Genomic DNA, 22,510 nt, shown 5'->3' with positions numbered 1-22,510 from the left:
AATTCGACCCTTGTGGTTGAAGCCCTGTGGTCCACACTCTGAAGAGGGTTGGGGCCTGCAACGGGGAGGCAAACATGCAAAGGCAGCTCATTTCCAGCGGCAGTCCGTACGAGTCGATACTGGGTTTTTCCCGCGCCGTGCGGGTGGGTCCGGTCATATCGGTAGGCGGCACCGCGCCGCTGGGGCCGGATGGCAAGACCGTCGGTGCGGGCGATCCGGCGGCGCAAGCACGGCGCTGCATCGAGATCATCAAAGCGGCACTGGAAGAGGCCGGATCGGGACTGCACGATGTGGTGCGCACGCGCATTCTGCTGACGCGCATCGAGGATTGGGAAGCGGTGGGGAGGGTGCACGGCGAATACTTCCGCGATATCCGCCCGGTGGACACCATCATGCAGGTGACGCGCTTCATCGATCCCGAATGGCTGGTGGAGTTCGAGGCCGACGCCTTCGTGGCTCATGCCTGTTGAGACCAGCGCCACTGCCAGGAGCCTGCTCGCCGAACTCGAACGCCTGGGCGATCCCAAGGATGCCGAGTTTCTAAAGCGCTTTTTTAAAACCGCCCCCGGCGAGTACGGCGCCGGCGATCGTTTTTTGGGAATCCGCGTACCGGTCACCCGCAAACTGGTCCGCCAACACCGCGCGCTGCCGCTCCAACAGATCACCGCGTTGCTGCATTCGCAGTGGCATGAGGCGCGCCTGCTGGCGTTGCTGATATTGGTGGACCAGCATCGTCGCGCCGCAGCCGATCAGCAGTCCGTGATCCACCGTCTCTATCTGGACAATACCCGCCACATCAACAACTGGGATCTGGTCGATCTTTCGGCCGAGCACCTGGTCGGACCGCATATCGCAGAGAACGCCGCGCTACTGCCGGCACTCGCCGCATCGGCTTCGCTGTGGGAGCGACGCATCGCCATCATGGCGACATTTCACCCGATTCGTCGCGGCGAATTCGCTCCAACGCTGCGGATCGCCGAGCTGCTGCTCGACGACGAACACGACCTGATCCACAAAGCGGTGGGGTGGATGCTGCGCGAGGTGGGCAACCGCGACCGCGCGATCGAGGAGCGTTTCCTGAAACCGCACTATCAAAGAATGCCGCGCACCATGCTGCGCTACGCCATCGAGAAGTTTCCCGAAGCGTTGCGGCAGCGCTATCTCAAAGGCAAGGTGTGAGCCGCACTCAGGCCGTTGCGGCACCCTTGCACCGCTCTGCATAGACTCACCGCAGCACCGATTCCCGGCGGCTCAATCAAAGAATCGCCCTGGCGTTTTCCCCAATGCTTTTTTGAACATGGCGATGAAGGCGCTCTGCTTTTCATAGCCGAGGCCGGCCGCGACCGCGGCAACCGATTGCCCCTGTGCCAATCCCTCCAGCGCCGCCAGCAGGCGCACCTGTTGACGCCATTGACCGAAGGTGTAGCCGGTCTCGCGCTGGAACAGCCGCGCCAGGGTGCGAGCGCTCGCCCCGACACGATGGCCCCACTCCTCCAACGACTTTGTATCAGCCGGGTCGTGCTGCAAGGCAAGGGTAATGGAGCGGATGCGCGGCTCCTCCGGCAGCGGGAGATGCAGCGGCGCGATGGGCAGGATCTTGATCTGATCGACGATGACCTGCATCAGCCGGCCGGCGGCACCCGCTTCGTCGTAGAGCGGTTCCAGCGACACGGCATAGAGGATCAGCTCGCGCAGCAGCGGCGAGACCGTTACCACGCAACAGGCGGCGGGCAGTTCGGCGCAGCAACCCGGCTCGAAGTAGAGATTGCGCAACGCCAGCGGCCCCGGCGAACTCACCGCATGCTCGGTGGCCGGCGGCAGCCAAACGGCGCGCTGCGGCGGCACCACCCAGATCCCGCGTGGGGTATGGACCTGCATCACCCCGCGGCTGGCGTAGAGCAGCTGGGCGCGTCGATGGGTATGCATCGCCACGATATGAGGACCATCGTAGTCCCGCGAGCGAAAAGTCACCGGACGCGGAACGGCCTCCACATCGATACTGTCGTCCGGGACCGCGAAGGCCTCCCTTAAGCTTGTCTCGATTGGGGTATTTTCTGTCGTCATCGTCTGTATAAGACAACGCGGTTAGCGGCTATTGTCAACAATAGCTGAGCGCGACCCATTGGAATTGACGAGGCACTCCGTTGAATCAGACCCCTGCCCGCGACTGGCGGACCCCGACCACCCTGCTGTTTATCATGGCCGCGGCCATGCCGCTGTCGCTGGGTACCTGGATGGCGCTGATCAACAACTTCGCCGTGGAGCGCGCCGCCTTCACCGGTGCCGACATGGGCATCCTGCAGAGCCTGCGCGAGGTGCCCGGCTTTCTTTCGTTCGCGGTGATCTTCCTGCTGCTGGTGTTTCGCGAGCAGACGCTGGCGCTGGTCTCCCTGCTGCTGCTCGGCATCGGCACGGCGCTGACCGGCGTCTTTCCCAGCTTCTGGGGACTGATCTTCACCACCGTGCTGATGTCCATCGGCTTTCACTACTACGAAACGGTCAATCAGTCGCTGCAGTTGCAGTGGCTGAAGAAGGGCGAAACCGCGGCAGTGCTCGGCAAACTGATCGCCGCCGGCGCGACCGCTTCGCTGAGCGTCTACAGCATCATCTACCTGGCGCTGGAACTGGGCGATCTGCCGATGGAGTGGGTCTACCTTCTGGGCGGTGGGATCACCGCCGCCGTCGCCCTGTTCGCCTGGATTGTCTTCCCGCATTTCCCGGAGAAGGTGGAACAGCACAAGAGATTGATCCTGCGCCGCCGCTACTGGCTCTACTATGCGCTCACCTTCATGAGCGGCGCGCGGCGGCAGATCTTCATGGTCTTTGCCGGCTTCCTCATGGTGGAGAAGTTCGGCTTCGACGCGGCGGCCATCACGCTGATGTTCCTCGCCAACATGGCCATCAATATCGTCGCCGCGCCGCGTATCGGCCGCCTGATCGGTCGCTGGGGTGAACGGCGCGCCCTGACCGTGGAGTACATCGGGCTGATCGTCGTCTTCAGCGCGTACGCCATCGTCGATCATCCGTGGGTGGCGGTCGGTCTCTATATCCTCGACCACCTCTTCTTCGCCATGGCCATCGCCATGAAGACCTACTTCCAGAAGATCGCCGATCCCGCCGACATCGCCCCCACCGCGGGTGTTGCCTTCTCCATCAATCACATCGCCGCGGTGGTGATTCCGGCGGCCTTCGGGCTGCTGTGGCTGGTCTCACCGGCGGCGGTGTTTCTCGCCGGCGCTGTCATGGCGGGTATCTCGCTGTTCCTTTCGCGGCTGGTGCCGTTGGCGCCGCAACCTGGCAATGAGGTGGCTGTAGGGCGCGCGCGTCTACAACGGGCCGAGGAAATCGGCTAGCGCGTAGCCCATGATCCGCTGCGCTTTTGCATCCCAGTTGCATGAGCCGGCGACTCTCTTCAAACTGAGCCGGATTTCCGCAGCGGGCACCGGAGTCCGAGCACGATGCACGACCCCCATAGCCATGAAGAAGGCGGAATCGCCGCCGAGCACCACCTTGACCACCGCGTTACGCCGCGAAGGTATGCACCCAACAGGGCGCTTGTGCCGATCATCGTGCTTGCAGCCATACTTCAGGGCTGTGCTTCGATGGCGGAAGGTGTCACCAAAGCAGTGCTCGAAAACCGCAGCAGTGCGGAGAATACACTGCGCTGCGAATTGACCGGGCCGGCCTTTGGCGGCATGGCAAGCCTCTACCGTGCAACACCGGCGGCGGACGCCATCCAGACACTCAAGGTCTTGATGGTCCACGGCATCGGCAGCGCCAAACCCGGCTACTCGGCCCGCCTGCAGACACACCTCATCCAGGCGCTGCACTTGGAGAAAGTCGCCACCACCGTCAAGCAGATCACCCTGCAATCCCAGGAGCCGATACCGGGACCGCTGGGCGAAGTACACGTGACGCGCTACCTCAGCAAAGACGAAAAGCGCGCGCTGGAATTCTACGAACTCACCTGGTCTGCAATCACCCGCATCGAAAAAGAGGCCGCGCTCGCCTACGACGTGTCCGGCAACTACCGGCACCGGCGCGCGGGCGTCAATCAATCGATAAAGGAGTTCGTGAACTCGCACGCCGCCGATCCCATGATGTATCGCGGCACGTCACGGACCGCGATTCTGGAAGCCGCCAGCCAGGCAGCCTGTTGGGCGCTGTCGAGCACCTGGTCGGAACTGCCGGCAACTTCGGCGCAAAGTTGCGATCGACTCAACGCCCTGCGGTTTTTCGCACCCCACACGCAACGCACGCCCGACACGGAGTTCGTCTTCATCACTCACAGTCTTGGCAGTCAGGTGGTCGTCGACATGCTGCAACAGGAGGCCGAACGTTGGCGCGCCTTTCTTGACGAGGCAGAAACCAATAGCGACCGACAACGACTCGAACACCTCAACGAAGGGATACGCAACTACTCCGCGCGTGTCTACATGCTGGCCAATCAACTGCCTTTGTTGCGCCTGGGTCGCGAACCTCCGGCAATAGAGGGCCGCTGGGATGCCTATTGCAGACCCGGGGGGCGCTCTTACAACAAGCGGCTCTTCAAGGAACTGTTCATCGTCGCATTCAGCGATCCCAACGATCTGTTGAGCTACGCCATTCCGCCGGGTTTTGCGGAGAACTTCATGGATTCGCGTCTCTGCGCGAAGATCGTCAACGTCAGCGTCAACGTCACACCCACACTCAATATCTTCCAGATCGGTTCCATCGCCGACCCGGTGGCGGCGCATGTAAACTACGATGCCGACCCGCGCGTCATCGAGTTGATGGTCAATGGTACCGCTAACGCGACGCCGGAGGCTGAGCAGCCATTGCAGTGCCGCTGGCTTGAGGCGGTGGATAAGTAGGCGGACGGTGTCTTTATGTCCAGACGGAAGCTGATCTGGTACTACGACTTTTTGTCGCCCTACTCCTACATCGCGCATGAGCAGCTGCAGCGACTGCCTGGCGATGTAGATCTTGTCTACACGCCGGTACTGTTTGCCGGGCTGCTGAAGCATTGGGGTACCAAAGGGCCCGCCGAACTGGAACGCCAGCGCCTGTTCACCTTTCGCTATTGCCACTGGCTGGCGCAACGAAAAGAGATTGCGTTCCGCACCCCTGACGCCCATCCATTCAATCCACTTCCGCCGCTGCGCCTGTCGCTGGCGCTGAACAACGACCCATCGGCTGTCGCCAGGATTTTTACTTACCTCTGGCAGGACGGGCACATTCCGGAGCAGACCGCAGCGTGGAACGCGCTGGTCGACTCCTTCGCGGATGATGAACTGCGGACCCGCATCGATGCTTCCGAAGTGAAGCAGCGTCTGCGCGACAATACGCAATTAGCCATTGAGCAGGGCGTTTTCGGCGTGCCGACTTTTATCGTCGCCGGCGAACTGTTCTGGGGACAGGACGGCTTCGACTTCCTGTTGGACTATCTTGCCAACCCCGCGCTTTTCGCAAGTACGGAGATGCAACGCATCGCCCGACTGCCGGTGAGCGCAACGCGCACGACCCGTTAGCGGTATTCACTGCGTCAACGGCTGGATGCAGGCGGGATCGTCGTTGGCGGGACTGTTCACATGCCGGCTCACCGCATCGGCGACCAACCAGTTCTCCGCACACGGTCGGAGTAGCGCCTGCAACACCTCTGGTGAGGCGTCTGCAGCGAGCCACGCCGCATGATCGGCCCGGTCCAGGATCACCGGCATACGGTCGTGCACCGGGGCGATCGTGACATTGGCAGCGGTGGTCAGAATGGTGCAGCTGCGTAACACCTGACCCTGCGCCTCCCAGTGTTCCCACAGCCCGGCGAAGGCCATGAGCCCACCCCCAGCGGGGTGAATGTGATAGGGCTGCTTGCCGTCGGAGCGCGTCTGCCACTCGTAGAATCCGGAGGCTGGAATCAGGCAGCGTCGACGACGGAACGCCGCACGAAACGATGGTTTGGTCGCCGCGGTTTCCGCTCGCGCGTTTATCATGCGATTGCCGATGCCCGGGTCCCTGGCCCAGGAAGGGATCAGACCCCAGCGCAGCATCACCACCTGCCGTGCGCCTTCGATCAGTACCACCGCGGGCACCTCCTGAGTCGGCGCAATGTTGTAGCGGGGCGTCAGCTCCGGGCAGTAGAGTACGTTGAAAAACTCCACCAGCCCCTGGGCATCGGTGATGAGATTGAAACGACCGCACATCGGAAATCAATCCGCCTCTAGCGGTTCAGGGCCCCATGGGTGAGGCGGCGCAACGCAAAGCGATAACACCAGAACCCCGCTACGCCGAGCAGCCACAAGCCCACCGCGGCGGGCAGTAAAACAATGGCGGGGGGGTGCCCACCCCCTTGCGCCATGAGCACCGACAGCACCAGCCAACCTGCTGTCCATACCACCAGAAGCGCGATAAACACGGGACCGGTGCGCGCCGCTCTCGCGGGATCAGCGCCGGCAACCTGAACCGCGTGGAGCCGGTAGCGCGCCACCAACCAACCGAGCGCCGCGCCTCCCAGCATCAGCGCAACGCCCATCATCGCTACCGCCATCACCAATTGCAGCCAGATCATCGTCGCTACTCACGCCGGCAGGGGATACAAACGAAGTTCATTCGCAGAGGCACCGCCAACCCATTATCCTGAAAATTTATAAGGAATTACCGTGGTACCACACGCATAACGGTACTGGTTCACACTCCCAAGTTTCAAATCTTTCACCGGTACAAGTCACTCGCATCATGCGACTATTTGGTTTACAAATGCTCATGTAACAAGTTGTATCCACAAACTATCGGTATGAGAAATAAGCAGAAAAGGTTGATATCTTGGCAAAACACCATCAACCACCCGCTAGTGAGACAGAAGCTGTCAATGCTCTGGACGACGCGCTGGTCAGTCGAACTGACCATCGGTCCGTAGTAGACCACATCTTTTTTCAAGCCTCGCAGCAGGTCTCTCACGAGCAGTCGCAGGCGATCGCGCGTATCACCATACTCGGACTGGTGATGCTGTTTCTCGTTACCAATACCGCGCTCAACGGCCTCACGCCCACCGCTGCGGAAAACCTGGCCGTTGGATTCAGCTGGCTGTTCTACAGTCTGATTCACCTCTGGTGGACCCGACGCTATCCAGAGCGCTTCATCGGGCGGCGCTACCTGGCCATCGTCGGCGACCTCGTCTGTACCTCCTATGTCACCTACAGTTTCGGACTCGCCGGCCTCGGCTTCTATCCGCTTTTCTTGTGGATCATGATCGGCAACGGGTTGCGTTTCGGGCCTCGCTACCTCTTCTCCGCTACCCTGATCGGCATCAGCGGCTTCCTTGTCGCCAATGTCCTTGACGACGTGCTGTTTCAGCATCCGGGCGTCGTCACTGGTCTGTTGATCGGCCTGATCATCATGCCGAAGTTCTTCCTGGTGATGATCCGCCGCCTCGCCGAAGCCAACCACGCACTGCGGGAGCAGAAGGAGGAGGCGGAATATCTGGCCCGCCATGATCGGCTGACCGACCTGCCCAACCGCGTCATGCTCGAGGACCGCTTGGGCCTCGCGCTGCGCAAGGCATCCCGCCACGGATCGCGACCCGCCGTGGTGTTCATCGACCTCGACGGCTTCAAGGCGATCAACGACAACTTTGGCCACGAATACGGCGACCTGCTGCTGCAGAAGATCGCCGCCTGCCTGAAGGCCTCGGTACGCCGCGGCGACACGGTGGCGCGCCTCGGCGGAGACGAATTCATCATTCTCATTGAAGAGACCAACGGGCCCAGCGAGGTCGCCGCAGTCGTCGAGCAGCTTTTCTCCTGCGTTGGACGCTACTATCAGTTGGGCGAATACCGTGCCTTCGTGACCTGGAGTTGCGGGGTTGCGATCTTCCCCAACGACGGCAGCGACAGCCAGACGCTGATCAAGAACGCCGACACCGCCATGTATCGCGCCAAGGCTTCCGGCACCAATCAGTTCCGACTCTACGATCCCGCCATGTCCAGCGAGGTGGCCACCCAACTCGCGCTGCGCGATCAACTGCGCCAAGCCATCGAGACCCAGCAGTTCAAGATTCTTTACCAGCCTATAGGCCGCTACCCCGCAGCGGTGATCGACAGCATCGAGGCGCAAATCTATTGGCACCGCGACCAACGCGGCATGGTTCCGCTGAGCGAATTCAGTGAGTTCATCGAGCTATCGGGCATGAGTGCCACGCTCGGCAAACTGACGCTGGAACGAGCCGTAACCGACGCCGCTGCCTGGCGCCGGGCGGGACTCAGCCAACCTATCGTCCATGTTGAGATCACCGCCCAACAGCTGGCGAACACCAATTTTCTCACGCACCTGCAGCGGTTGCTTGCGGAACACGACCTGCCTACCAGCGCGCTCGCGCTCCAGATGAACGAGACCCTCCTGATCGAAGACTCCGACCCCGTGACGGCGATGATTCGCGCATTGCACGAAACGGGCATTCGCATTGTGGTGAACAATTTCGGCACCGGTTACACGGCATTGAGATTTCTTACGCGATACCCCATCGACCGGATTGTGATTGCTCCTTCGCTGGTTACCCATCTGCCGGATGACCCCATCAGTTGCACCCTGGTGGAGGCGCTGCTGGCCATTGCCGAGCGCACTCGGATCGAGGTGGTGGCGGACGGTGTCGACACCGACGCGCAGTTGCGCTGGCTGGCTTCGCGTGGTTGCAACCTGATGCAGGGCGCGCGCATCAGTAAACCGCTGAATACCCTCGACCTCGAAGCGTTGATGCGCGAAGGGTCTTTGGTACAACTGGCGCAGGTGGCAGGTCAGTAACGGTTTTGCAGCGCCATGCCACCAACGTTCATGCCTGATCGCCCGGCAGGGATCGCAGCACAGACAGGGAGTGCGACACCATGATCGACAAACGTTTCACCGCATTGGAGGGTCTCACCAACCCTGACGACTACCTGATCTGCACCTATTCCTACCAGACGCACCAGAATCCTATTCGCGCTGCGGTGGAATTGTGCAAATCGCGCAGCACCTCCGGCGCAGGCTGGGGAACCAGTGGTACAGTGGCCGGCGAAAATCGCGCGATTGTCGAGCGTTACGGCGCCAAACTGCTCCACTACGATATCGTTGAAGCCGGAGATCTACCCGATATGCCGCCGGTCGCGCCCAAACTTCAGCGCAATGGGTACGGCAAGCTCTGGCGGGCGAGCGCGCGTATCGCGATACCGGTAGGCAACCTCGGATCAAGCATCGCACTGTTGCTCACCGCGGTAGCCGGCGAGATCCACAACCTCGAGCCCTTCATCTCCATCAAGCTGGTCGATGTTGAATTTCCCATCGTCTATCTGGAGCGCTACGCCGGACCCAAGTTCGGGGCCACGGATGTTCGTAAGCGCTTGGGGGCGGAAATCGGGAGACCGCTGCTGATCGGCGCTATAAAACCCAGCCCGGCGCCCACCGGCCTGTTCGCCGAACTGGCCTACCAGAGCCTGATCGGCGGTCTCGACATGGTGAAAGACGACGAGTTGCTGGTGGACATCGACGAGTCTCCCCTGGTGAGCCGGGTGCGCGCCGTCAGCGATGCGGCCAAACGCGCCGCCGATCACCTGGGTCGCAAGGTTTACTACCAGGCCAATATCACCGCTGATCTCGATCAACTTCTGCGCAATCATGACCTGGCGGTCGCCAACGGCGCAGACCTGGTCATGGTCAACGCGATGGCCGTGGGACTCGCCGGTACCCGTTTATTGACTCAGCACAGCGAAGTGCCGGTGACGTCGCATTTCGGCATGACCGCCTGCAACGCCAAGGTTCCGTTCCATGGCGTCAGCCATAAAGTCTGGGCCAAACTCCAGCGGCTGGCGGGTCTCGATAACGTCATGGTCCCCGCGCCCGGGGCCACGCAGATGGAGTACTCCAGCGACATCGCGGATGAGATCGCCGTCCACCAGGAACCCATGGGTTCGATACGGCCGTCGCAACCCTTGTTCGGCGGTGGCGTGAAGGCAACCAACCTCGGCGCGATATTGGACGCGGGCGGCATACGGGAAGTGGGGATGATAATCGGACACGGAGTCTACGCCCATCCCGCTGGCGCCCTGGCGGGAGCGCGCAGCGTGGTACAAGCGTGGGAAGCGTACCGCGATGGCATTGCTGCGCGACACTACGCGCTCAGTCACCCCGAGTTACGGAGTGCCTTCGATCACTTCGAGAAACCCCCGCAAGAGGAAAATAGGGAACCCCACCACCGGGCGAGTTAGTCGACCAGATCCGAGTCGTTCAACGATTCTGCAAGAACCGCAACGGCGACCGGCCGACCGAGTAAAAACCCTTGCGCGTACTCGCAGCCGATATGGGCTAGCTGCGCCAGCTGATCTTCGGTTTCAACACCCTCTGCGACGACGCGCATCTGCAGGCTGCGCGCAATGGCGACGATGGCTTCGACCAGATTGGTATCACGGGGGTTGTGTCCCAACTCGCGCATGAAGGAGCGATCCACTTTGAGCACCGAAACGGGAAAGCGGCGCAGATAACCGAGTGACGAATAGCCGGTGCCGAAATCGTCCACCGACAGCGCCACACCCATCTCGCGCAACTCGACCAGCGTCTGGTGGACTCGATTGTCCTCTTCCACCAACAGCGACTCGGTAATCTCCAGCGCGAGTCGATCAGCCGGATATCCCGTCTCTTCCAGAATGCGCGCGACAAGCGCGGCATCGAATCCCAATCGGAACTGCCGACTCGATACATTGACCGCCAGGCGCAACGGGTCTCTACCCAGCGCCGCCCCCAGTTCCATGTTCTCCCGGCAGGCGGTGCGCAACACCCAAATCCCCAGGCGATGGATCAACCCGGTCTCTTCGGCGACAGGGATGAACTTGTCGGGGCCCACCATTCCCAGCTCCGGATGTTCCCATCGCACCAGCGCCTCGACACCAGCGACCTTACGGGCGGTGACCTGAAAGATCGGTTGATATTCCATGCGCAGCTCACCGCGTTCCAATGCCCGGCGTAGATCCTTCTCCACCGCGACGAACGATTCGGCGCGCTCGGTCATCTCGGCGCTGAAACACTGAAAAGCGTTGCGACCCTGATCCTTGGCCTGGTACATCGCCATATCAGCGTTCTTGAGCAGCGTGCTGGGTGCGAGGCCATCCCCCGGTGAAAAGGTAATACCGATGCTCGCACCCGAGTACACCTCGTGGCCCATCAGTTGATAGGGTTCCGCGAGCTTGCGAATCAGTTTCTCGGCGATCACCGTCGCGTTGTCGGGGTGCGTGAGTTCGGGAAGTATTACGGTGAACTCATCACCGCCAAGCCGTGCCACGGTGTCGCTGCCGCGTATCAGTTCGCGAATTCGTCCTGCCGCTTCATGCAGCAACAGATCGCCGACATCGTGTCCCAGGGTGTCATTGACGATCTTGAAACGATCGAGGTCGATATACATCAACGCCAGGATCTTTCCCTGCCGGTTGTTGCGCTTGATCGCCTTCTCCAGCACTTCGAGAAACAGTACTCGATTCGGCAGGGCGGTCAGGGAGTCGTAATAGGCGCGTTGGCGGATCTGTTCTTCGGTGCGCTTTACATCGGTGACATCGGAAAAGACCACGACACCACCGATGATCTCACCGGCATCGTCGCGCACCGGGCCCGAATTGGCCAGTACCCAACGTTCGTTGGGTGTCCCCTTGTGCAACAACAGCTCCATGTTGCGCGGGCTCTCGCCATGGTGGATGGCGCGCGATAGCGGCAATTCGTCATCATCAAAAACTCTTCCATCCAAATGGTAGGTGGGAACAAGCCGCCCCAGTTCTATGTAGGACTTGCCGCAGATCTCTTCCTCTGCCAGACCCCGGATCTTCAGCGCCGCCGAGTTGACTACGCGGATCTCCCCGCCCGGCGCATCGGCTAGGATGATGCCGGCGGGGCTCTGCTCCAGCGCGGCGAGCAGCTTTGCCTGTGCCTGCAGCAGGCGCAACTCGGATTCCCGTCGCTCTTTGAGATAGCGCCGCCAAAAGGCAGCGAACACCAAGGCCATGGCCGCAAACACCACCGTGGCTGTGCGCAGTTGCCACACGTCGGGATGATCGACCTGCCAGCCTCCGCTGGGAATGGCAGCGATGCGCCACGTGCCCAGGGGCAGCGAAATGGTCTGCGACACCGGTTGTTGTTTGAAAACTTCGGGATCGCCGAAAAACACGTCACCGATATCTCCAGAGCCATCTTTGCCCCGCAGCGCGACCTGTAGGTTTGCTCCGACATTTACCAGACCGGCGGCGCGATAGAGCGCTTTCGTGTCGATGACCGCAGCGATCAAACCCCAGAACCGACCGGCTTGCCCGGTTGCGGGATCGCGCACGAAGACCGGTGCTCTGGCTATCAGACCGACACCGCCCTGCACCAGGTTGACCGGTCCGGCGACGACGATCTTGCCGCTTTCGCGCACGCGTATGGCCGCCTCGCGCTGCTGGGGATGCGTCATGTAGTTGAGCCCTAACGAGGCTCTATTAGCTTCCACGGGGTAGACATGCGAGATGACCATGTCGCGAGCCAGTGCAATGTTGCGCATTTGCGAGGGTTGGCGGAACAGTTCGCGTGCCAGATCCACAAACTCGTTTTGATCAATATCGGGTTTGGTGGCGACAACCGCGACCAGCCCCTGCGCCAGGCTGATATTGCTGTTGAGAGCCCCTTCGAGCTGGGCGCGCAGGGTGGAGAGCGCGCTGACCGTGCGCAGGCGCAGATCCTGTTCCGCCCGTTGCGCAAGATAAGCCTCGTAGATGAGGCCGGCGCACACGACAAGAAGTGGTGCGGCGACAATCCACCAGACGTTCCAGCGCGATCTGTCCGCCGCTTTATGAGTCGTTGTCTTCATCGTCTTTTATGGTGAGGCGCATCTTCTCTGTTATCGGCCTCGATGGTCCCGCAGCGCCAGCGCGGTTCACTGCACGTCCGTCTTCAGGGTATTAGCCTGGAAGTGTCGTTGGGCAATGATACCCCCAACTATCAGGACCAGACCAATCACTGTTGAGGAGTAGATCGGCTCGCCCACTGTAAAATGAATGAAAAACAGCGAAATAAAGGGTGAAAGAAAAATCAGCCCGCTCACCTGTGCGGCGTTGCGCGCATAGCGCAGGGCGCTCAGCCACCAGACAAAGGTCAGGCCCATCTCGAAGCAACCGACATAGGCCGCGCCCATCAGACCCCGCACGCCCGGCATGCGCAAGGGTTCGACGCACAACACGTAGATCAGGATGGCGATACTGCCAAACAGAAAACTCACCCACAGACGCACTACCGGATCACGACGATCGCGCAGCGTGAGCAGCCAGTAACTGGCCCAAATCACCGTACTGGCGAGCGCCAGCGACACGCCGGCGGGATCGGTAAAACGCATCGCCAGCAATTCACCGCGCGTAGAGATCACCGCCACCCCGGCGAGGCTCACCCCCATCGCCAGCAATATTGCCGGCTTGAGGCGCTGGCCCAGGAAAACCGCCGCGAGCAACACCAGCACAATGGGCCAGGCGTAGTTGAGTGGCTGCGCCTCCTGCGCGGGGAGTCGATCGTAGGCGCCGAACAACACCAGGTAGTAGAGAAACGGATTGAGCAATCCCAGTCCAAAGCTGGCAAGATAATCCGCTCCCCGCCACTCGCGCAAACTGCGCCAGCCATGTTGCCAGGCGATCACCACGGCCAGCACCAAGGTGGAGGTAAGCGACGCGTAGAGCAGCAACTCGGCAGGCGAGAGTTCCCGCAGACTCAGCTTGAAGGCCGATGCGACGGTCGACCAGGCGGCAATGGCGAGTCCCGCAAAGAGATACGCCTTCCGGTCGCGATTCATTGTCTGTCGCTGTGGTGCCAATGCGGAAAGCGCGGCAGAGTGAGATGCCAGCGCAGTGCGACCAAGCGGATGCCCAGTGTCACCAGCGCGGCTGCACCCACGTTGCCCGGCGAGTGCCCCCAGTTCTGCGCCAGCAGCACATAGATCAGCGCGCCGATCAGCGAGGCGGTTGCGTAGATTTCGCGGCGCAACACCAGTGGCACCTCACCGGAGAGCACATCGCGAAGCATGCCGCCCACCACGCCGGTCATGACCCCCATCATCACCGCGATCACCGGCGTCGCACCCTGATCCATCGCAATGCGCGTACCGATCACGGTAAAGGTGGCGAGACCCACGGCATCGGCCACCGCCAGCATGCCAATCAGGCACCGCGCGTAACGCGCCATCACGAAAGCGGCGATGCCGGCGCCGACGGCGAGCACGATATAAGTGGCATCGCCCACCCAGAAGACCGGTGTACGCCCCAGCACCAGATCGCGAAAGGTTCCGCCGCCGACCGCCGTTACCAGCGCGAGCACCACCGCGCCGAACAGGTCCATCTGCTTGCGTCCCGCGGAAAGCGCTCCGGAGATCGCAAAAACCCCCGTACCGAACAGATCGAGGCCGTAAACCGCAGTACCAAGCACCGTGAAGGGCTCCTTGTCCGTGAGGGTTCGGGCTGCGACTTCCGTCACAGGCGCGTGTTTGCCACCACATCAGACTTGGGATTGTGGCAAATCTGCCGATATCAACCTAGAGTATTTATACACGTATTGAATATGGGTATTTAATGAACACCACCGAACTCGTCGAGCGCCTCGCCAAACAACTGGCCATCAGCAAGGCTGAGGCGAAGCGCTTGGTGCAGGCCCACCTGGAGGCGATCACCCACCACCTGGCGATGGGTGACAGCGTGGTGCTGCGCGGTTTCGGCACCTTCGGTATCAAGCACACGCACACCCACAAAGGTTATTTGCCAAACGCCGACGCCGAGGCCCTGATACCCGGACATCGCCGTCCGCATTTTCGCCCTGCGGCCAAACTCAAGGCCGAAATCCAGGAACCTGAACCCTCATGACCCGGCGGGTTTTCACCGGCGCGTTGAGCAAGGAGATCGCCAAGGCCGAGGGCCAGGCCGATGTTCGCGAGCGCGTGACGTTGCTGCATCAGGCGGCCAAGGGAATGCTCGATCTGATCCGCGACGGTCTGATCCGCGATGGTGCGGTGCGGCTGCATCAGTTCGGCACCTTTCGCCTCAAAGCGGTCGCCGCCCGCAAGGGCATCAATCCGCGGACCGGCGCGCCGCTGGTCATCGCCGCTCATCGGCGGGTGCTTTTTACACCGGCCAAGGCACTGCTCGACCGGATCGAACCCATCCATCCCATCCCGGTCCCGCTGCCGGTCGCCGAGGCCGAGGCCGTGCCAAAGGCGATAGCCTCGGCAACGGCACCGCCGATACGACCCGCGGCCAGGGCTCCAGAGCCGGATGCGGGGCGCGTCATCGGCGCCCCACCTCCCGAGGCGCCGGCCGCAAGGCAACAACCCGAGCGTCGCTGGATGGCGGCTGCCGCGCTCCTCGCCGCTGTCGCGGTGTTGGTGATACTGCTGCTACCCAGCAAAGATGAGCGTGTGACCACCCGCGTGGTCGACACCGAAAAATCGGTAGCGCCGCCGCTCTTACCGGACACCGCGACCGAGCCCGGCGCCACAACCAGTATGCAAGCACTGACAGCGCCCCGGCCCATGGAAAACGACACCGCGTCATCCGGGGAGATGCCCGCCACTGAACCGCCGGCCAGCGTCGCAACGACAGAAGAACCGCCTCCGCCACTCGCTGCACCGCTCGAGCATCAACCCGACACTGCTGCGCCCATCCGCGGGGAGGCCAGGGTCTCCACACCTGCGGAACCCGACACCTGGCAAACTCATCGGCCCGACGCCCTGGCTCGCGAGATGGGTGAAGCGCTGCCCGAATCAGGGCAACCGATCGCCTCTACCACACCGCCTGTAGAACCGGTACTCAACGCGGCCGGAGCCGATCTTTCGACCGCGGCGACAACCACCACGATCGACACACCCGAGCGCTCACCCATCGCACAGGTGCCCACCTCCACCAGTGGCGCGCTACAGCCTTTTTTCAGTGCCATAACCTATTCGGTCAGCACCGGCGACAGCCTGTGGCGGCTGTCGGATCGGCACTATGAGGAACCGATCCTGTGGCCGCACATCTATCGCGCCAACCATCCGCGCGTGGATAATCCAAACCTGATTTATATCGGTGACCCGCTGACGCTGCCTGAACTGCAGGGCGCGCCCAGCGAGTTGAGCGCTCAGGATCGCCAACGGATCGCGGAAGGGTATTACCTGGTCTACCAGTTCTACGAGGCGCAACGCCATCCGGATGCCATCTACGCCCTGATCGGCGCACGCTGGTTCGACCCCGCGGTCTATGAGCGCCACCGCAACGATCTCAGCCGTCAGCGGCTGCGCATCATGGAGCTGAGTCCCCTGCACGGCGACAGCGTACCCCGGCTGCTGGCGGCCACTTTCAATCGTCCTAACCGCTAAGGCGCGGTTTGTCTTGAGAGTTTTGCCGGCGTTCTTCGCGCCAGCACAAGCATCGGAACCGGTGCCAAAGAACGATCACTACTCCTTGAGACGCGTCGGAACGCGTATTTCTGCATGCAACGTGCGATGCACCGGGCAGCGATCGGCGATCTCCAACAGGCGCTGACGCTGCTCATCATCGAGCGGCCCGATCAGCTCCACCTCGCGCTCGATCTGGTCGATCATTCCGGAGGTGGTTTCGCACTCGTCGCAATCGTTGGCGTGAATCTTCTGATGGTGGAGGTAGACCTGCGCCGCCTCCAGCGGCCATTTCTTGCGCTTGGCGTACATCTGCAGAGTCATCGTGGTGCAAGCGCCCAGTGCCGCTGCGAGCAGCTCATAGGGGGAAGGTCCCGCATTGGCCCCACCCACCGCGATCGGTTCATCAGCGATCAAGGCATGGCCGTTGGCACAGATCTCCGTCGTGAAGCTTCCCGATCCGGTGCGCGAGACCACCCGATTGTCGCCCAGCCTGTCGCCGCACAGGTCGCGGGGATGCGCTTCCAGATAGTTCGCCGCCCACGCTGCGATGACCGAACCGGCATAGAGGGAGTCGCGCTCCTGGCTGAGCAGATGATCGGCCTTGTCGAGAGAGATGTAACTCTTTGGGTGCATGGCAGCCTGAAAGATACGCGCGGCGTTCTCCACACCCACCGTGGCGTCGAGCGGCGAATGAAGGATGAGCAGCGGCTTGCGCAGCGTATGGATGGTTTCACGCATCTTCTGTTCGGCAAGATCGTCGAGAAAGGTTTTCCTGATACGGAAGGTGCGGCCCGCCAGGGTTACTTCGGCCTCACCCCGTTCCGCAATGACGGCTTTTTGGTCACCCAGCAAGCGCGTCACATGTTCGGGATCGCTGGGCGCACCGATGGTGGCCACCGCGGCGACCGATGCAATACGGCCGGCGGCCTGCAACACCGCAGCACCGCCCAGCGAATGGCCGATGAGAATGCTCGGCGCCTGATGCTGCTGGCTGAGAAATGCGGCGGCCGCGATCAGATCGTCGACATTGGAGGAGAAATGGGTGTCAGCGAAATCTCCTTCGCTCTCTCCCAACCCCGTGAAATCGAAGCGCAGCGTAGCAATCCCCTCGCGCGCCAGTGCGCGGGTAATGTTGGCGACCGCCTTGAGATTCTTGCTGCAGGTAAAGCAGTGCGCGAACAGCGCGTAGGCCACCGCCTGACCGGTCACCGGCAGATCGAGCCGCGCAGCCAGTTGCTGCCCCTGGGCGTTGGGAAACGTAAGGCTAGTCGACTGCATCATTCGTCCTTCCAGTTAAAGCGTTACAACACTACGGCCAGCTGGGCATGGCGTAGGTCTACACCCGGATCTCCGGTTCATCGATTTCGAAAACGGAATCCACCGTACCACTCACTCCGCCCAGCGCATCAAAACTGCGCTCGACAAACCGAACCCTGCCCTCGACATCCCATAACAGGACCGTCGAGCAACGTGTTCCGTAACCGGGTGCGGCGATAAATCGGGACGAGAGCAGCCGCTCCCACTCCTCGCCGATGCCGGTGTGCGGAAGGTGCTCATCCGTCACGGGGCGGCGGTCGGCCAACAGGGCCAGCAATGCATCCACGTCGGGATCGCCCCCTGTCGCTACCGCGGCATCCAGTGACGCCCGCCCCCGCGTCACCTTGGCCCAAGGCTCATCCAACAGCCCGTTGCTGATACCGTGCACACCCGGCTGCAGCTGTTGGACAGCGTCGCCCCGGTTGGAGTACCCGTAGAGCGCGTGCCGATCCGCGACCAGCAGATTGAAGCCGTTGTAGGCACCGGCCTGCCGGGATAGCGTATCAAGGTAGGTGGCCGGCGTCTGATCCCCTTCCAGATACCCGGTCACCAGCGCACCCCGCGAGGGCGCCTCCGGTCGATGGGCCGGAGGATCCCGGTAATTGGTCAGCGCCGCGAAACGCCCGCCGCGCGTCACACCCAGCCAGGTACCACCCGCCTCGAGGTCGCGGCCCGCCAGCACCCTGCGACGACTCCCCCACCACGCTGCGGGCGCGGTGGGACGCTGGAAAAACTCGTCACGGTTGGCGGCAATGATCAGGTGATAGCGCGGATGGTGACGATAGGCGACCAGGATCAGACACATGCTCCGAGGCTAGTCGTCTCCACATACCAGCGCAACACCGGAACAGGTATCAAACACGGAGGCGCCAAAAGAACGGGGCTGATGCACTGAGTGCATCAGCCCCATTCTCCAATCCGGTTTGGACCGGTTACTGCGCGGCTTTACGCAATGCCGCCATCGTGGCGCTATCCAGATCGCCGGTAACGGTCAGTTTGTTATCGGTCTGAAACGCGCGAATCGCCGCGCGGGAATTTCTGCCCATCAGGCCATCGGGCGTGCCGGCTGGATAGCCGAGTTTGTTGAGCAGTGTCTGCATCGTCTTGACCTCGGCTCGGCTGGGGCCGGAGCTGGCCATGGGCTTGGCGCCGGCACCACCGTGGCGATAAAACTGCTGCGGAGTGTGCTTGACAACGACGTTCACCGCTTCGTTGATCACCTGCCGCAACGCCTTTTCGATGGGGGTGTTCTTCCAACTGCTGAGCGCGCCGCCGAGGGCACCGCCCCCGTAATAGTTGCCAAGCGCGCCGCCAAGATTGACGTCGGTCGATTCACCCTCGACGCTGGTTGCATAGAGCACGCGGGACGACGTTGCATCGACCAGCCGCAGATCGATCGCCATGTGCGCTTTACGGATACCGCCGAAGATGGAGCCGAGCAAACCGCCGCTGCTACCCCCTACACCACCTTTGGTGCCACCCGCGTTGCCTGAGAACTCGGTAACGGCAGCCACGACCAGAATCTCCGCGCCTTCGATCTCACCGATCTTCGCTTCCGTGCCCTGTTTGATGCGGCCGCCGCCCCCCAGATCCTGTTCTCCGAGCACTTCACCCAGTGCCTGTCGCTCCAGCACGATGAAGCGGTTGGATTGCACCAGCGCGGTGGTGAGTTGGTCGGCCATACCGTCTCCCAGCGAGCGGTTATACCAGCCGCCTCCTGACTTATCGGTGAAACGGGCAACGGCGATGCGTGCCTTGGGTCCATCGTAGGCCTCGGCTCTGGCCTGGTTGATGTCCTGGCTGCTCTGCGAGGTGACATTGGTTTTGGTGCCGCCACCATCGAGGGTGACGCAGCCGCCCAGGAAAAGGGTGGTAAACAGCGCGATCCAAAATGCACGACCGTAAGGAAATGGTGATGAAAATGACATGGTCAGACTCCCTGTGGTTTTTTGCTTGTATGTTTGGCACGCGGCTTTGAACTTCCGCCGAACCCTCCCGGCAGACGCCGAACGATGTTTATGAGGCCCACTTATTCGTGCAGGCGAGTGCGAGGGATTACCAAACTCACTCGCCCCTTCGCGTAGCGTAAGTCGTTCCAGCTACGCCTATGGTTCATCGGTCTCCTGCGCAGCAACGCGATTCGCTCGAGTTTCACACTCCCGAATATAGCACGTCAATTTCTTATGGAAACCTCGGCCACCAAGAAGTTTGACGCGAATCACGTCGGATCGCTGTCGTTCGCGACAAATCGGGCGACCACTCACCTGCGTCGCCTACTTGAGCAAACGCCTGCGCACCAGCACCACGGCGATGTAGTAGCCCACTCCCGCATACGCGAGCATTACGGCGATATGCAGCAACACATTGGTCACTTCCAACCCGGCAATCAGGGGTCGCACCAACATCACCGCATGCGCCAGCGGCAACAGCTGTATCACCGATTGCACCACGCTGGGAAGCGTATCGACGGGGTAGAAAACACCGCACAGCAGAAACATCGGCGTCAACGCCAGCGTCTGGTAGTAGACGAAGAAATCGTAGTTGGGCGAGAGTGCGGTCATGATCAGCGCGGGTCCGGCGAAACAGAGCCCTACGACAAAGATCACCGGTATCGCCAACAGGGGACGCACCCCCTCCACCGCGCCCAACAGATAGGCGACGATGAGTATGGCGATACCCGAGAGCAGCGCCTTCGAGGCACACCACAGCATCTCCCCGGCGAGCACGTCCTCCACCTCCAGCGGCGTGGCAAGCTGCGCTTCGAAGGTGTTCTGCGGCACCATGCGCGTAAAGACCGAATACATCGCTTCGAAGGTTGCAGTCTGCATGGCGGAAGCGGCGACAATACCGGTGGCAAGGAAAGTGAGGTAGGGCATACCTGCCATTTCGCCGATGAAAAAGCCCAAGCCGTACCCCAAACCGAGCAGATAGAGGAACGGCTCGCCGAAATTGATGGTAATACTGGCGAGCATCAATTTGCGCCAGACCATGACGTTGCGTCGCCACACCGTGAGCGCATCGCGTCGCAGCCGCGGCAACCGCCAATTGGATTGCACGGGCAGCGTATTGGCTCGCTCAGTCACGCAGCTCATGTCCCGTCAGTTTCAAAAAGACATCCTCGAGATTTCCAGGCCGATGCAGGTAGACCAGATCGGGGTCTCCCTTGAGCCGTTCCAGCAGTGCTTCACCATCGCGCGTGTAGCAGTAAACCGTATCACCCACCTCTTCGGCACGCACTTCCGGTATCGCCTTCAACCGTTCCTGCAACCCCGCGGAGAAGGCGCGAAGTTCCACCACCTCGCTCTCCACATGCCGTTGGACGAGCTGCGGCGGTGAACCGCGCTCGAGAATGCTGCCCTTATCCATGATGATGAGTTCATCGCAGAGACGCTCCGCCTCTTCCATGTAATGCGTCGTCAGCAACAAGGTCTTGCCGGCCTTCTTCAGCTCCCGCAACCGCCCCCAGATCATATGCCGCACCTGGGGATCGAGGCCGGTCGTGGGCTCGTCGAGTATCAGCAGATCAGGATCGTTGACCAGTGCCCTGGCGATGGAGAGACGACGTTTCATGCCCCCCGACAGTGTCTCGATGCGCACATCGCGCTTCTCGGTAAGCTCGACAAACTTTATCAGCTCGTCGATGCGCCGCTCGAGCGCACTTCCGCTCAGGCGGAAGTAGCTGGCGTAGATCCGCAGATTCTCCACGACCGTAAAATCCGGATCGAGGTTGTCGATCTGCGGCACCACACCCATGCGCGCGCGCACCGCACGACCCGCGCCGGGAACCGGCTCGCCAAATACGCTGAGGTGACCCCCGCTGGGATCGGAGATGCCGAGAATCATACGCAGTGTGGTGGTCTTGCCCGCACCGTTGGGGCCCAGCAAGCCGAAGCAACTCCCCTGTCGAACGTCGAAGTCGATACCGCGCACCACTTCGCTGGCACCAAAGCGCTTGGTCAGACCACGCGCCAGCACGACCGGTTGGGTATTGGGCGATGGCGGCTTCAGATACGGCGGTGTAGTTTGCATTGATGCAGGATCTTGGTGGCGATTTCCTCGATGGAAACCGCAGTGGCGTTGGCGCAGGGAATACCCTCCGCGTCAAGCAGTTGCTCGGCGAGCTGCGTCTCGTGCCGGCACTGCTCAAGGGAGGCGTATTCGCTGTCGGGTTTGCGCTGATTGCGAATCTGATGCAGGCGCTCGGGATCGATGGTCAGCCCGAACAGCCGTTCGCGACAAGGTTTCAGTTTCACGGGCAGCTCGCCGCCCTCCAGGTGCGCCAGCTGCAGCGTGTAGTTGGCGGCGCGCAGACCGAACTGCAACGCCAGATAGAGGCAGGTCGGTGTCTTGCCGGAGCGCGAGACGCCCACCAGAATAAGGTCCGCCTCATCGTAGTCTTTAACACGCAGGTGTTCATCGTTGAGTTGAGCAAACTGCACCGCATCGATACGGACCTTGTAACGTTCGTAGTCAACCATCCCATGCGACAATCCCACCGTCGGTGTTGGAGTGACTCCCAACTCCTCGCCGAGAGGCTCGATGAAGCGGCCGAGAAAATCGAAAAAAAGCCCATTACATTGCGCCACGATCCGGCGCACCTCGGATGAGATCAGGGTCGTGAAAACGATGGGGCGCACCCCGTCATGCTGGGCCGCGGCATCGATATGGGCCACCGCTTCGTGCGCCCGCTCGATCGTGTTTACGTAGGGCATCAGGACATGCTCGAAGGGGATACCGTGAAACTGGGTGAGCAGGCCCTGCCCGAGGGTCTCCACGCTTATCCCGGTGTGACAGGAGACGTAGAAGATACTGCGCCGCATTGCGCCG

General features: G+C 61.5%; 20 protein-coding genes and 1 pseudogene. 9 read left to right on the top strand and 12 right to left on the bottom strand.

Going from position 1 to position 22,510, the window contains the following annotated elements; genetic code table 11:
- Positions 1-74 precede the first annotated feature (74 nt).
- Positions 75-470 (top strand): RidA family protein, encoded by a 396-nt coding sequence (locus DWQ09_03190; protein ID KAA3629273.1) that lies wholly within the window; start codon positions 75-77, stop codon positions 468-470.
- Entirely contained in the window at positions 460-1,179 is a 720-nt protein-coding gene (locus DWQ09_03185; GenBank protein KAA3629272.1) for a DNA alkylation repair protein, read from the top strand. The genes DWQ09_03190 and DWQ09_03185 overlap by 11 nt, the downstream gene beginning before the upstream one ends.
- A 72-nt stretch (positions 1,180-1,251) precedes the next feature.
- Here DWQ09_03185 and DWQ09_03180 read toward each other — a convergent pair whose 3' ends face one another.
- The gene (locus DWQ09_03180; protein ID KAA3629271.1) at positions 1,252-2,064 is read right to left on the bottom strand and encodes an AraC family transcriptional regulator; all 813 of its coding nucleotides are present in this window, start codon (positions 2,062-2,064) and stop codon (positions 1,252-1,254) included.
- Between the two features lie 134 nt (positions 2,065-2,198).
- Here DWQ09_03180 and DWQ09_03175 point away from each other — a divergent pair, with 134 nt between their 5' ends.
- From DWQ09_03175 to DWQ09_03165, 3 genes are all read left to right on the top strand, one after another.
- Positions 2,199-3,353 carry an MFS transporter gene (locus DWQ09_03175; protein ID KAA3629829.1) on the top strand — a complete coding sequence of 385 codons (1,155 nt, stop codon included), beginning with the start codon at positions 2,199-2,201 and terminating at the stop codon, positions 3,351-3,353.
- 105 nt (positions 3,354-3,458) lie between these two features.
- On the top strand, positions 3,459-4,853 hold the full coding sequence (locus tag DWQ09_03170) for a hypothetical protein (GenBank protein KAA3629270.1): 1,395 nt from the start codon (positions 3,459-3,461) through the stop codon (positions 4,851-4,853).
- A gap of 15 nt (positions 4,854-4,868) precedes the next feature.
- Complete coding sequence (locus tag DWQ09_03165) at positions 4,869-5,510, top strand: 2-hydroxychromene-2-carboxylate isomerase (GenBank protein ID KAA3629269.1); 642 nt, start codon at positions 4,869-4,871, stop codon at positions 5,508-5,510.
- 6 nt (positions 5,511-5,516) lie between these two features.
- Here DWQ09_03165 and DWQ09_03160 read toward each other — a convergent pair whose 3' ends face one another.
- Both DWQ09_03160 and DWQ09_03155 read right to left on the bottom strand, forming a co-directional pair.
- Positions 5,517-6,179: an SOS response-associated peptidase gene (locus DWQ09_03160; protein ID KAA3629268.1), complete on the bottom strand. Its 663-nt coding sequence runs from the start codon at positions 6,177-6,179 to the stop codon at positions 5,517-5,519.
- 17 nt (positions 6,180-6,196) lie between these two features.
- Positions 6,197-6,544 carry a hypothetical protein gene (locus DWQ09_03155; GenBank protein KAA3629267.1) on the bottom strand — a complete coding sequence of 116 codons (348 nt, stop codon included), beginning with the start codon at positions 6,542-6,544 and terminating at the stop codon, positions 6,197-6,199.
- Between the two features lie 254 nt (positions 6,545-6,798).
- On the opposite strand from DWQ09_03155, the gene DWQ09_03150 reads away from it, so the two are divergent.
- Both DWQ09_03150 and DWQ09_03145 read left to right on the top strand, forming a co-directional pair.
- Positions 6,799-8,772, top strand: a complete 1,974-nt coding sequence (locus DWQ09_03150; GenBank protein ID KAA3629266.1) for an EAL domain-containing protein — start codon at positions 6,799-6,801, stop codon at positions 8,770-8,772.
- 80 nt (positions 8,773-8,852) lie between these two features.
- Positions 8,853-10,211 (top strand): ribulose 1,5-bisphosphate carboxylase, encoded by a 1,359-nt coding sequence (locus DWQ09_03145; GenBank protein ID KAA3629265.1) that lies wholly within the window; start codon positions 8,853-8,855, stop codon positions 10,209-10,211.
- Here DWQ09_03145 and DWQ09_03140 read toward each other — a convergent pair.
- The 3 genes and pseudogenes from DWQ09_03140 to DWQ09_03130 all read right to left on the bottom strand — a co-directional run bounded on the left by DWQ09_03140 (position 10,208) and on the right by DWQ09_03130 (position 14,418).
- Positions 10,208-12,826 (bottom strand): EAL domain-containing protein, encoded by a 2,619-nt coding sequence (locus DWQ09_03140; protein ID KAA3629264.1) that lies wholly within the window; start codon positions 12,824-12,826, stop codon positions 10,208-10,210. The two genes, DWQ09_03145 and DWQ09_03140, sit on opposite strands and share 4 nt — an antisense overlap.
- A gap of 66 nt (positions 12,827-12,892) precedes the next feature.
- Complete coding sequence (locus DWQ09_03135; GenBank protein KAA3629263.1) at positions 12,893-13,795, bottom strand: DMT family transporter; 903 nt, start codon at positions 13,793-13,795, stop codon at positions 12,893-12,895.
- A pseudogene (locus DWQ09_03130) lies at positions 13,792-14,418 on the bottom strand (trimeric intracellular cation channel family protein). Before DWQ09_03130 ends, DWQ09_03135 begins: the two are co-directional and overlap by 4 nt.
- A 149-nt stretch (positions 14,419-14,567) precedes the next feature.
- Here DWQ09_03130 and DWQ09_03125 point away from each other — a divergent pair.
- Together DWQ09_03125 and DWQ09_03120 are read left to right on the top strand one after the other, a co-directional pair.
- Positions 14,568-14,855, top strand: coding sequence for an HU family DNA-binding protein (locus DWQ09_03125; GenBank protein KAA3629262.1), 288 nt, complete (start codon positions 14,568-14,570; stop codon positions 14,853-14,855).
- Positions 14,852-16,345 carry a LysM peptidoglycan-binding domain-containing protein gene (locus DWQ09_03120; GenBank protein KAA3629261.1) on the top strand — a complete coding sequence of 498 codons (1,494 nt, stop codon included), beginning with the start codon at positions 14,852-14,854 and terminating at the stop codon, positions 16,343-16,345. The genes DWQ09_03125 and DWQ09_03120 overlap by 4 nt, the downstream gene beginning before the upstream one ends.
- Positions 16,346-16,423: 78 nt before the next feature.
- Here DWQ09_03120 and DWQ09_03115 read toward each other — a convergent pair whose 3' ends face one another.
- The 6 genes from DWQ09_03115 to DWQ09_03090 form a co-directional block, all read right to left on the bottom strand.
- Positions 16,424-17,644: an alpha/beta fold hydrolase gene (locus tag DWQ09_03115; protein ID KAA3629828.1), complete on the bottom strand. Its 1,221-nt coding sequence runs from the start codon at positions 17,642-17,644 to the stop codon at positions 16,424-16,426.
- A gap of 58 nt (positions 17,645-17,702) precedes the next feature.
- Positions 17,703-18,488 (bottom strand): NRDE family protein, encoded by a 786-nt coding sequence (locus tag DWQ09_03110; protein KAA3629260.1) that lies wholly within the window; start codon positions 18,486-18,488, stop codon positions 17,703-17,705.
- 127 nt (positions 18,489-18,615) lie between these two features.
- Positions 18,616-19,611: a hypothetical protein gene (locus tag DWQ09_03105; protein ID KAA3629259.1), complete on the bottom strand. Its 996-nt coding sequence runs from the start codon at positions 19,609-19,611 to the stop codon at positions 18,616-18,618.
- A 345-nt stretch (positions 19,612-19,956) separates the two neighbouring features.
- Positions 19,957-20,775 (bottom strand): nodulation protein NodJ, encoded by an 819-nt coding sequence (locus DWQ09_03100; GenBank protein KAA3629258.1) that lies wholly within the window; start codon positions 20,773-20,775, stop codon positions 19,957-19,959.
- Entirely contained in the window at positions 20,759-21,712 is a 954-nt protein-coding gene (locus DWQ09_03095; GenBank protein KAA3629257.1) for an ATP-binding cassette domain-containing protein, read from the bottom strand. The genes DWQ09_03100 and DWQ09_03095 overlap by 17 nt, the downstream gene beginning before the upstream one ends.
- The gene (locus DWQ09_03090; GenBank protein ID KAA3629256.1) at positions 21,688-22,503 is read right to left on the bottom strand and encodes a kinase/pyrophosphorylase; all 816 of its coding nucleotides are present in this window, start codon (positions 22,501-22,503) and stop codon (positions 21,688-21,690) included. Before DWQ09_03090 ends, DWQ09_03095 begins: the two co-directional genes overlap by 25 nt.
- Positions 22,504-22,510 lie beyond the last annotated feature (7 nt).

This window comes from Pseudomonadota bacterium, from assembly GCA_008501635.1.
In the GTDB taxonomy this organism is placed as follows: domain Bacteria; phylum Pseudomonadota; class Gammaproteobacteria; order QQUJ01; family QQUJ01; genus QQUJ01.
The sequence above is the reverse complement of the archived record's forward strand: the minus strand, read 5'-3'. Positions and strand labels throughout refer to the sequence as shown.

What these genes read in the sequence shown, in the direction of transcription:
- DWQ09_03135 (KAA3629263.1), bottom strand. Translation starts at nt 13,795, where the DNA reads ATGAATCGCGACCGGAAGGCGTATCTCTTTGCGGGACTCGCCATTGCC.
- DWQ09_03100 (KAA3629258.1), bottom strand. Translation starts at nt 20,775, where the DNA reads ATGAGCTGCGTGACTGAGCGAGCCAATACGCTGCCCGTGCAATCCAAT.
- DWQ09_03170 (KAA3629270.1), top strand. Translation starts at nt 3,459, where the DNA reads ATGCACGACCCCCATAGCCATGAAGAAGGCGGAATCGCCGCCGAGCAC.
- DWQ09_03090 (KAA3629256.1), bottom strand. Translation starts at nt 22,503, where the DNA reads ATGCGGCGCAGTATCTTCTACGTCTCCTGTCACACCGGGATAAGCGTG.
- DWQ09_03095 (KAA3629257.1), bottom strand. Translation starts at nt 21,712, where the DNA reads ATGCAAACTACACCGCCGTATCTGAAGCCGCCATCGCCCAATACCCAA.
- DWQ09_03165 (KAA3629269.1), top strand. Translation starts at nt 4,869, where the DNA reads ATGTCCAGACGGAAGCTGATCTGGTACTACGACTTTTTGTCGCCCTAC.
- DWQ09_03110 (KAA3629260.1), bottom strand. Translation starts at nt 18,488, where the DNA reads ATGTGTCTGATCCTGGTCGCCTATCGTCACCATCCGCGCTATCACCTG.
- DWQ09_03155 (KAA3629267.1), bottom strand. Translation starts at nt 6,544, where the DNA reads ATGATCTGGCTGCAATTGGTGATGGCGGTAGCGATGATGGGCGTTGCG.
- DWQ09_03190 (KAA3629273.1), top strand. Translation starts at nt 75, where the DNA reads ATGCAAAGGCAGCTCATTTCCAGCGGCAGTCCGTACGAGTCGATACTG.
- DWQ09_03175 (KAA3629829.1), top strand. Translation starts at nt 2,199, where the DNA reads ATGGCCGCGGCCATGCCGCTGTCGCTGGGTACCTGGATGGCGCTGATC.
- DWQ09_03105 (KAA3629259.1), bottom strand. Translation starts at nt 19,611, where the DNA reads ATGTCATTTTCATCACCATTTCCTTACGGTCGTGCATTTTGGATCGCG.
- DWQ09_03115 (KAA3629828.1), bottom strand. Translation starts at nt 17,644, where the DNA reads ATGCAGTCGACTAGCCTTACGTTTCCCAACGCCCAGGGGCAGCAACTG.
- DWQ09_03160 (KAA3629268.1), bottom strand. Translation starts at nt 6,179, where the DNA reads ATGTGCGGTCGTTTCAATCTCATCACCGATGCCCAGGGGCTGGTGGAG.
- DWQ09_03140 (KAA3629264.1), bottom strand. Translation starts at nt 12,826, where the DNA reads ATGAAGACAACGACTCATAAAGCGGCGGACAGATCGCGCTGGAACGTC.
- DWQ09_03185 (KAA3629272.1), top strand. Translation starts at nt 460, where the DNA reads ATGCCTGTTGAGACCAGCGCCACTGCCAGGAGCCTGCTCGCCGAACTC.
- DWQ09_03120 (KAA3629261.1), top strand. Translation starts at nt 14,852, where the DNA reads ATGACCCGGCGGGTTTTCACCGGCGCGTTGAGCAAGGAGATCGCCAAG.
- DWQ09_03180 (KAA3629271.1), bottom strand. Translation starts at nt 2,064, where the DNA reads ATGACGACAGAAAATACCCCAATCGAGACAAGCTTAAGGGAGGCCTTC.
- DWQ09_03145 (KAA3629265.1), top strand. Translation starts at nt 8,853, where the DNA reads ATGATCGACAAACGTTTCACCGCATTGGAGGGTCTCACCAACCCTGAC.
- DWQ09_03125 (KAA3629262.1), top strand. Translation starts at nt 14,568, where the DNA reads ATGAACACCACCGAACTCGTCGAGCGCCTCGCCAAACAACTGGCCATC.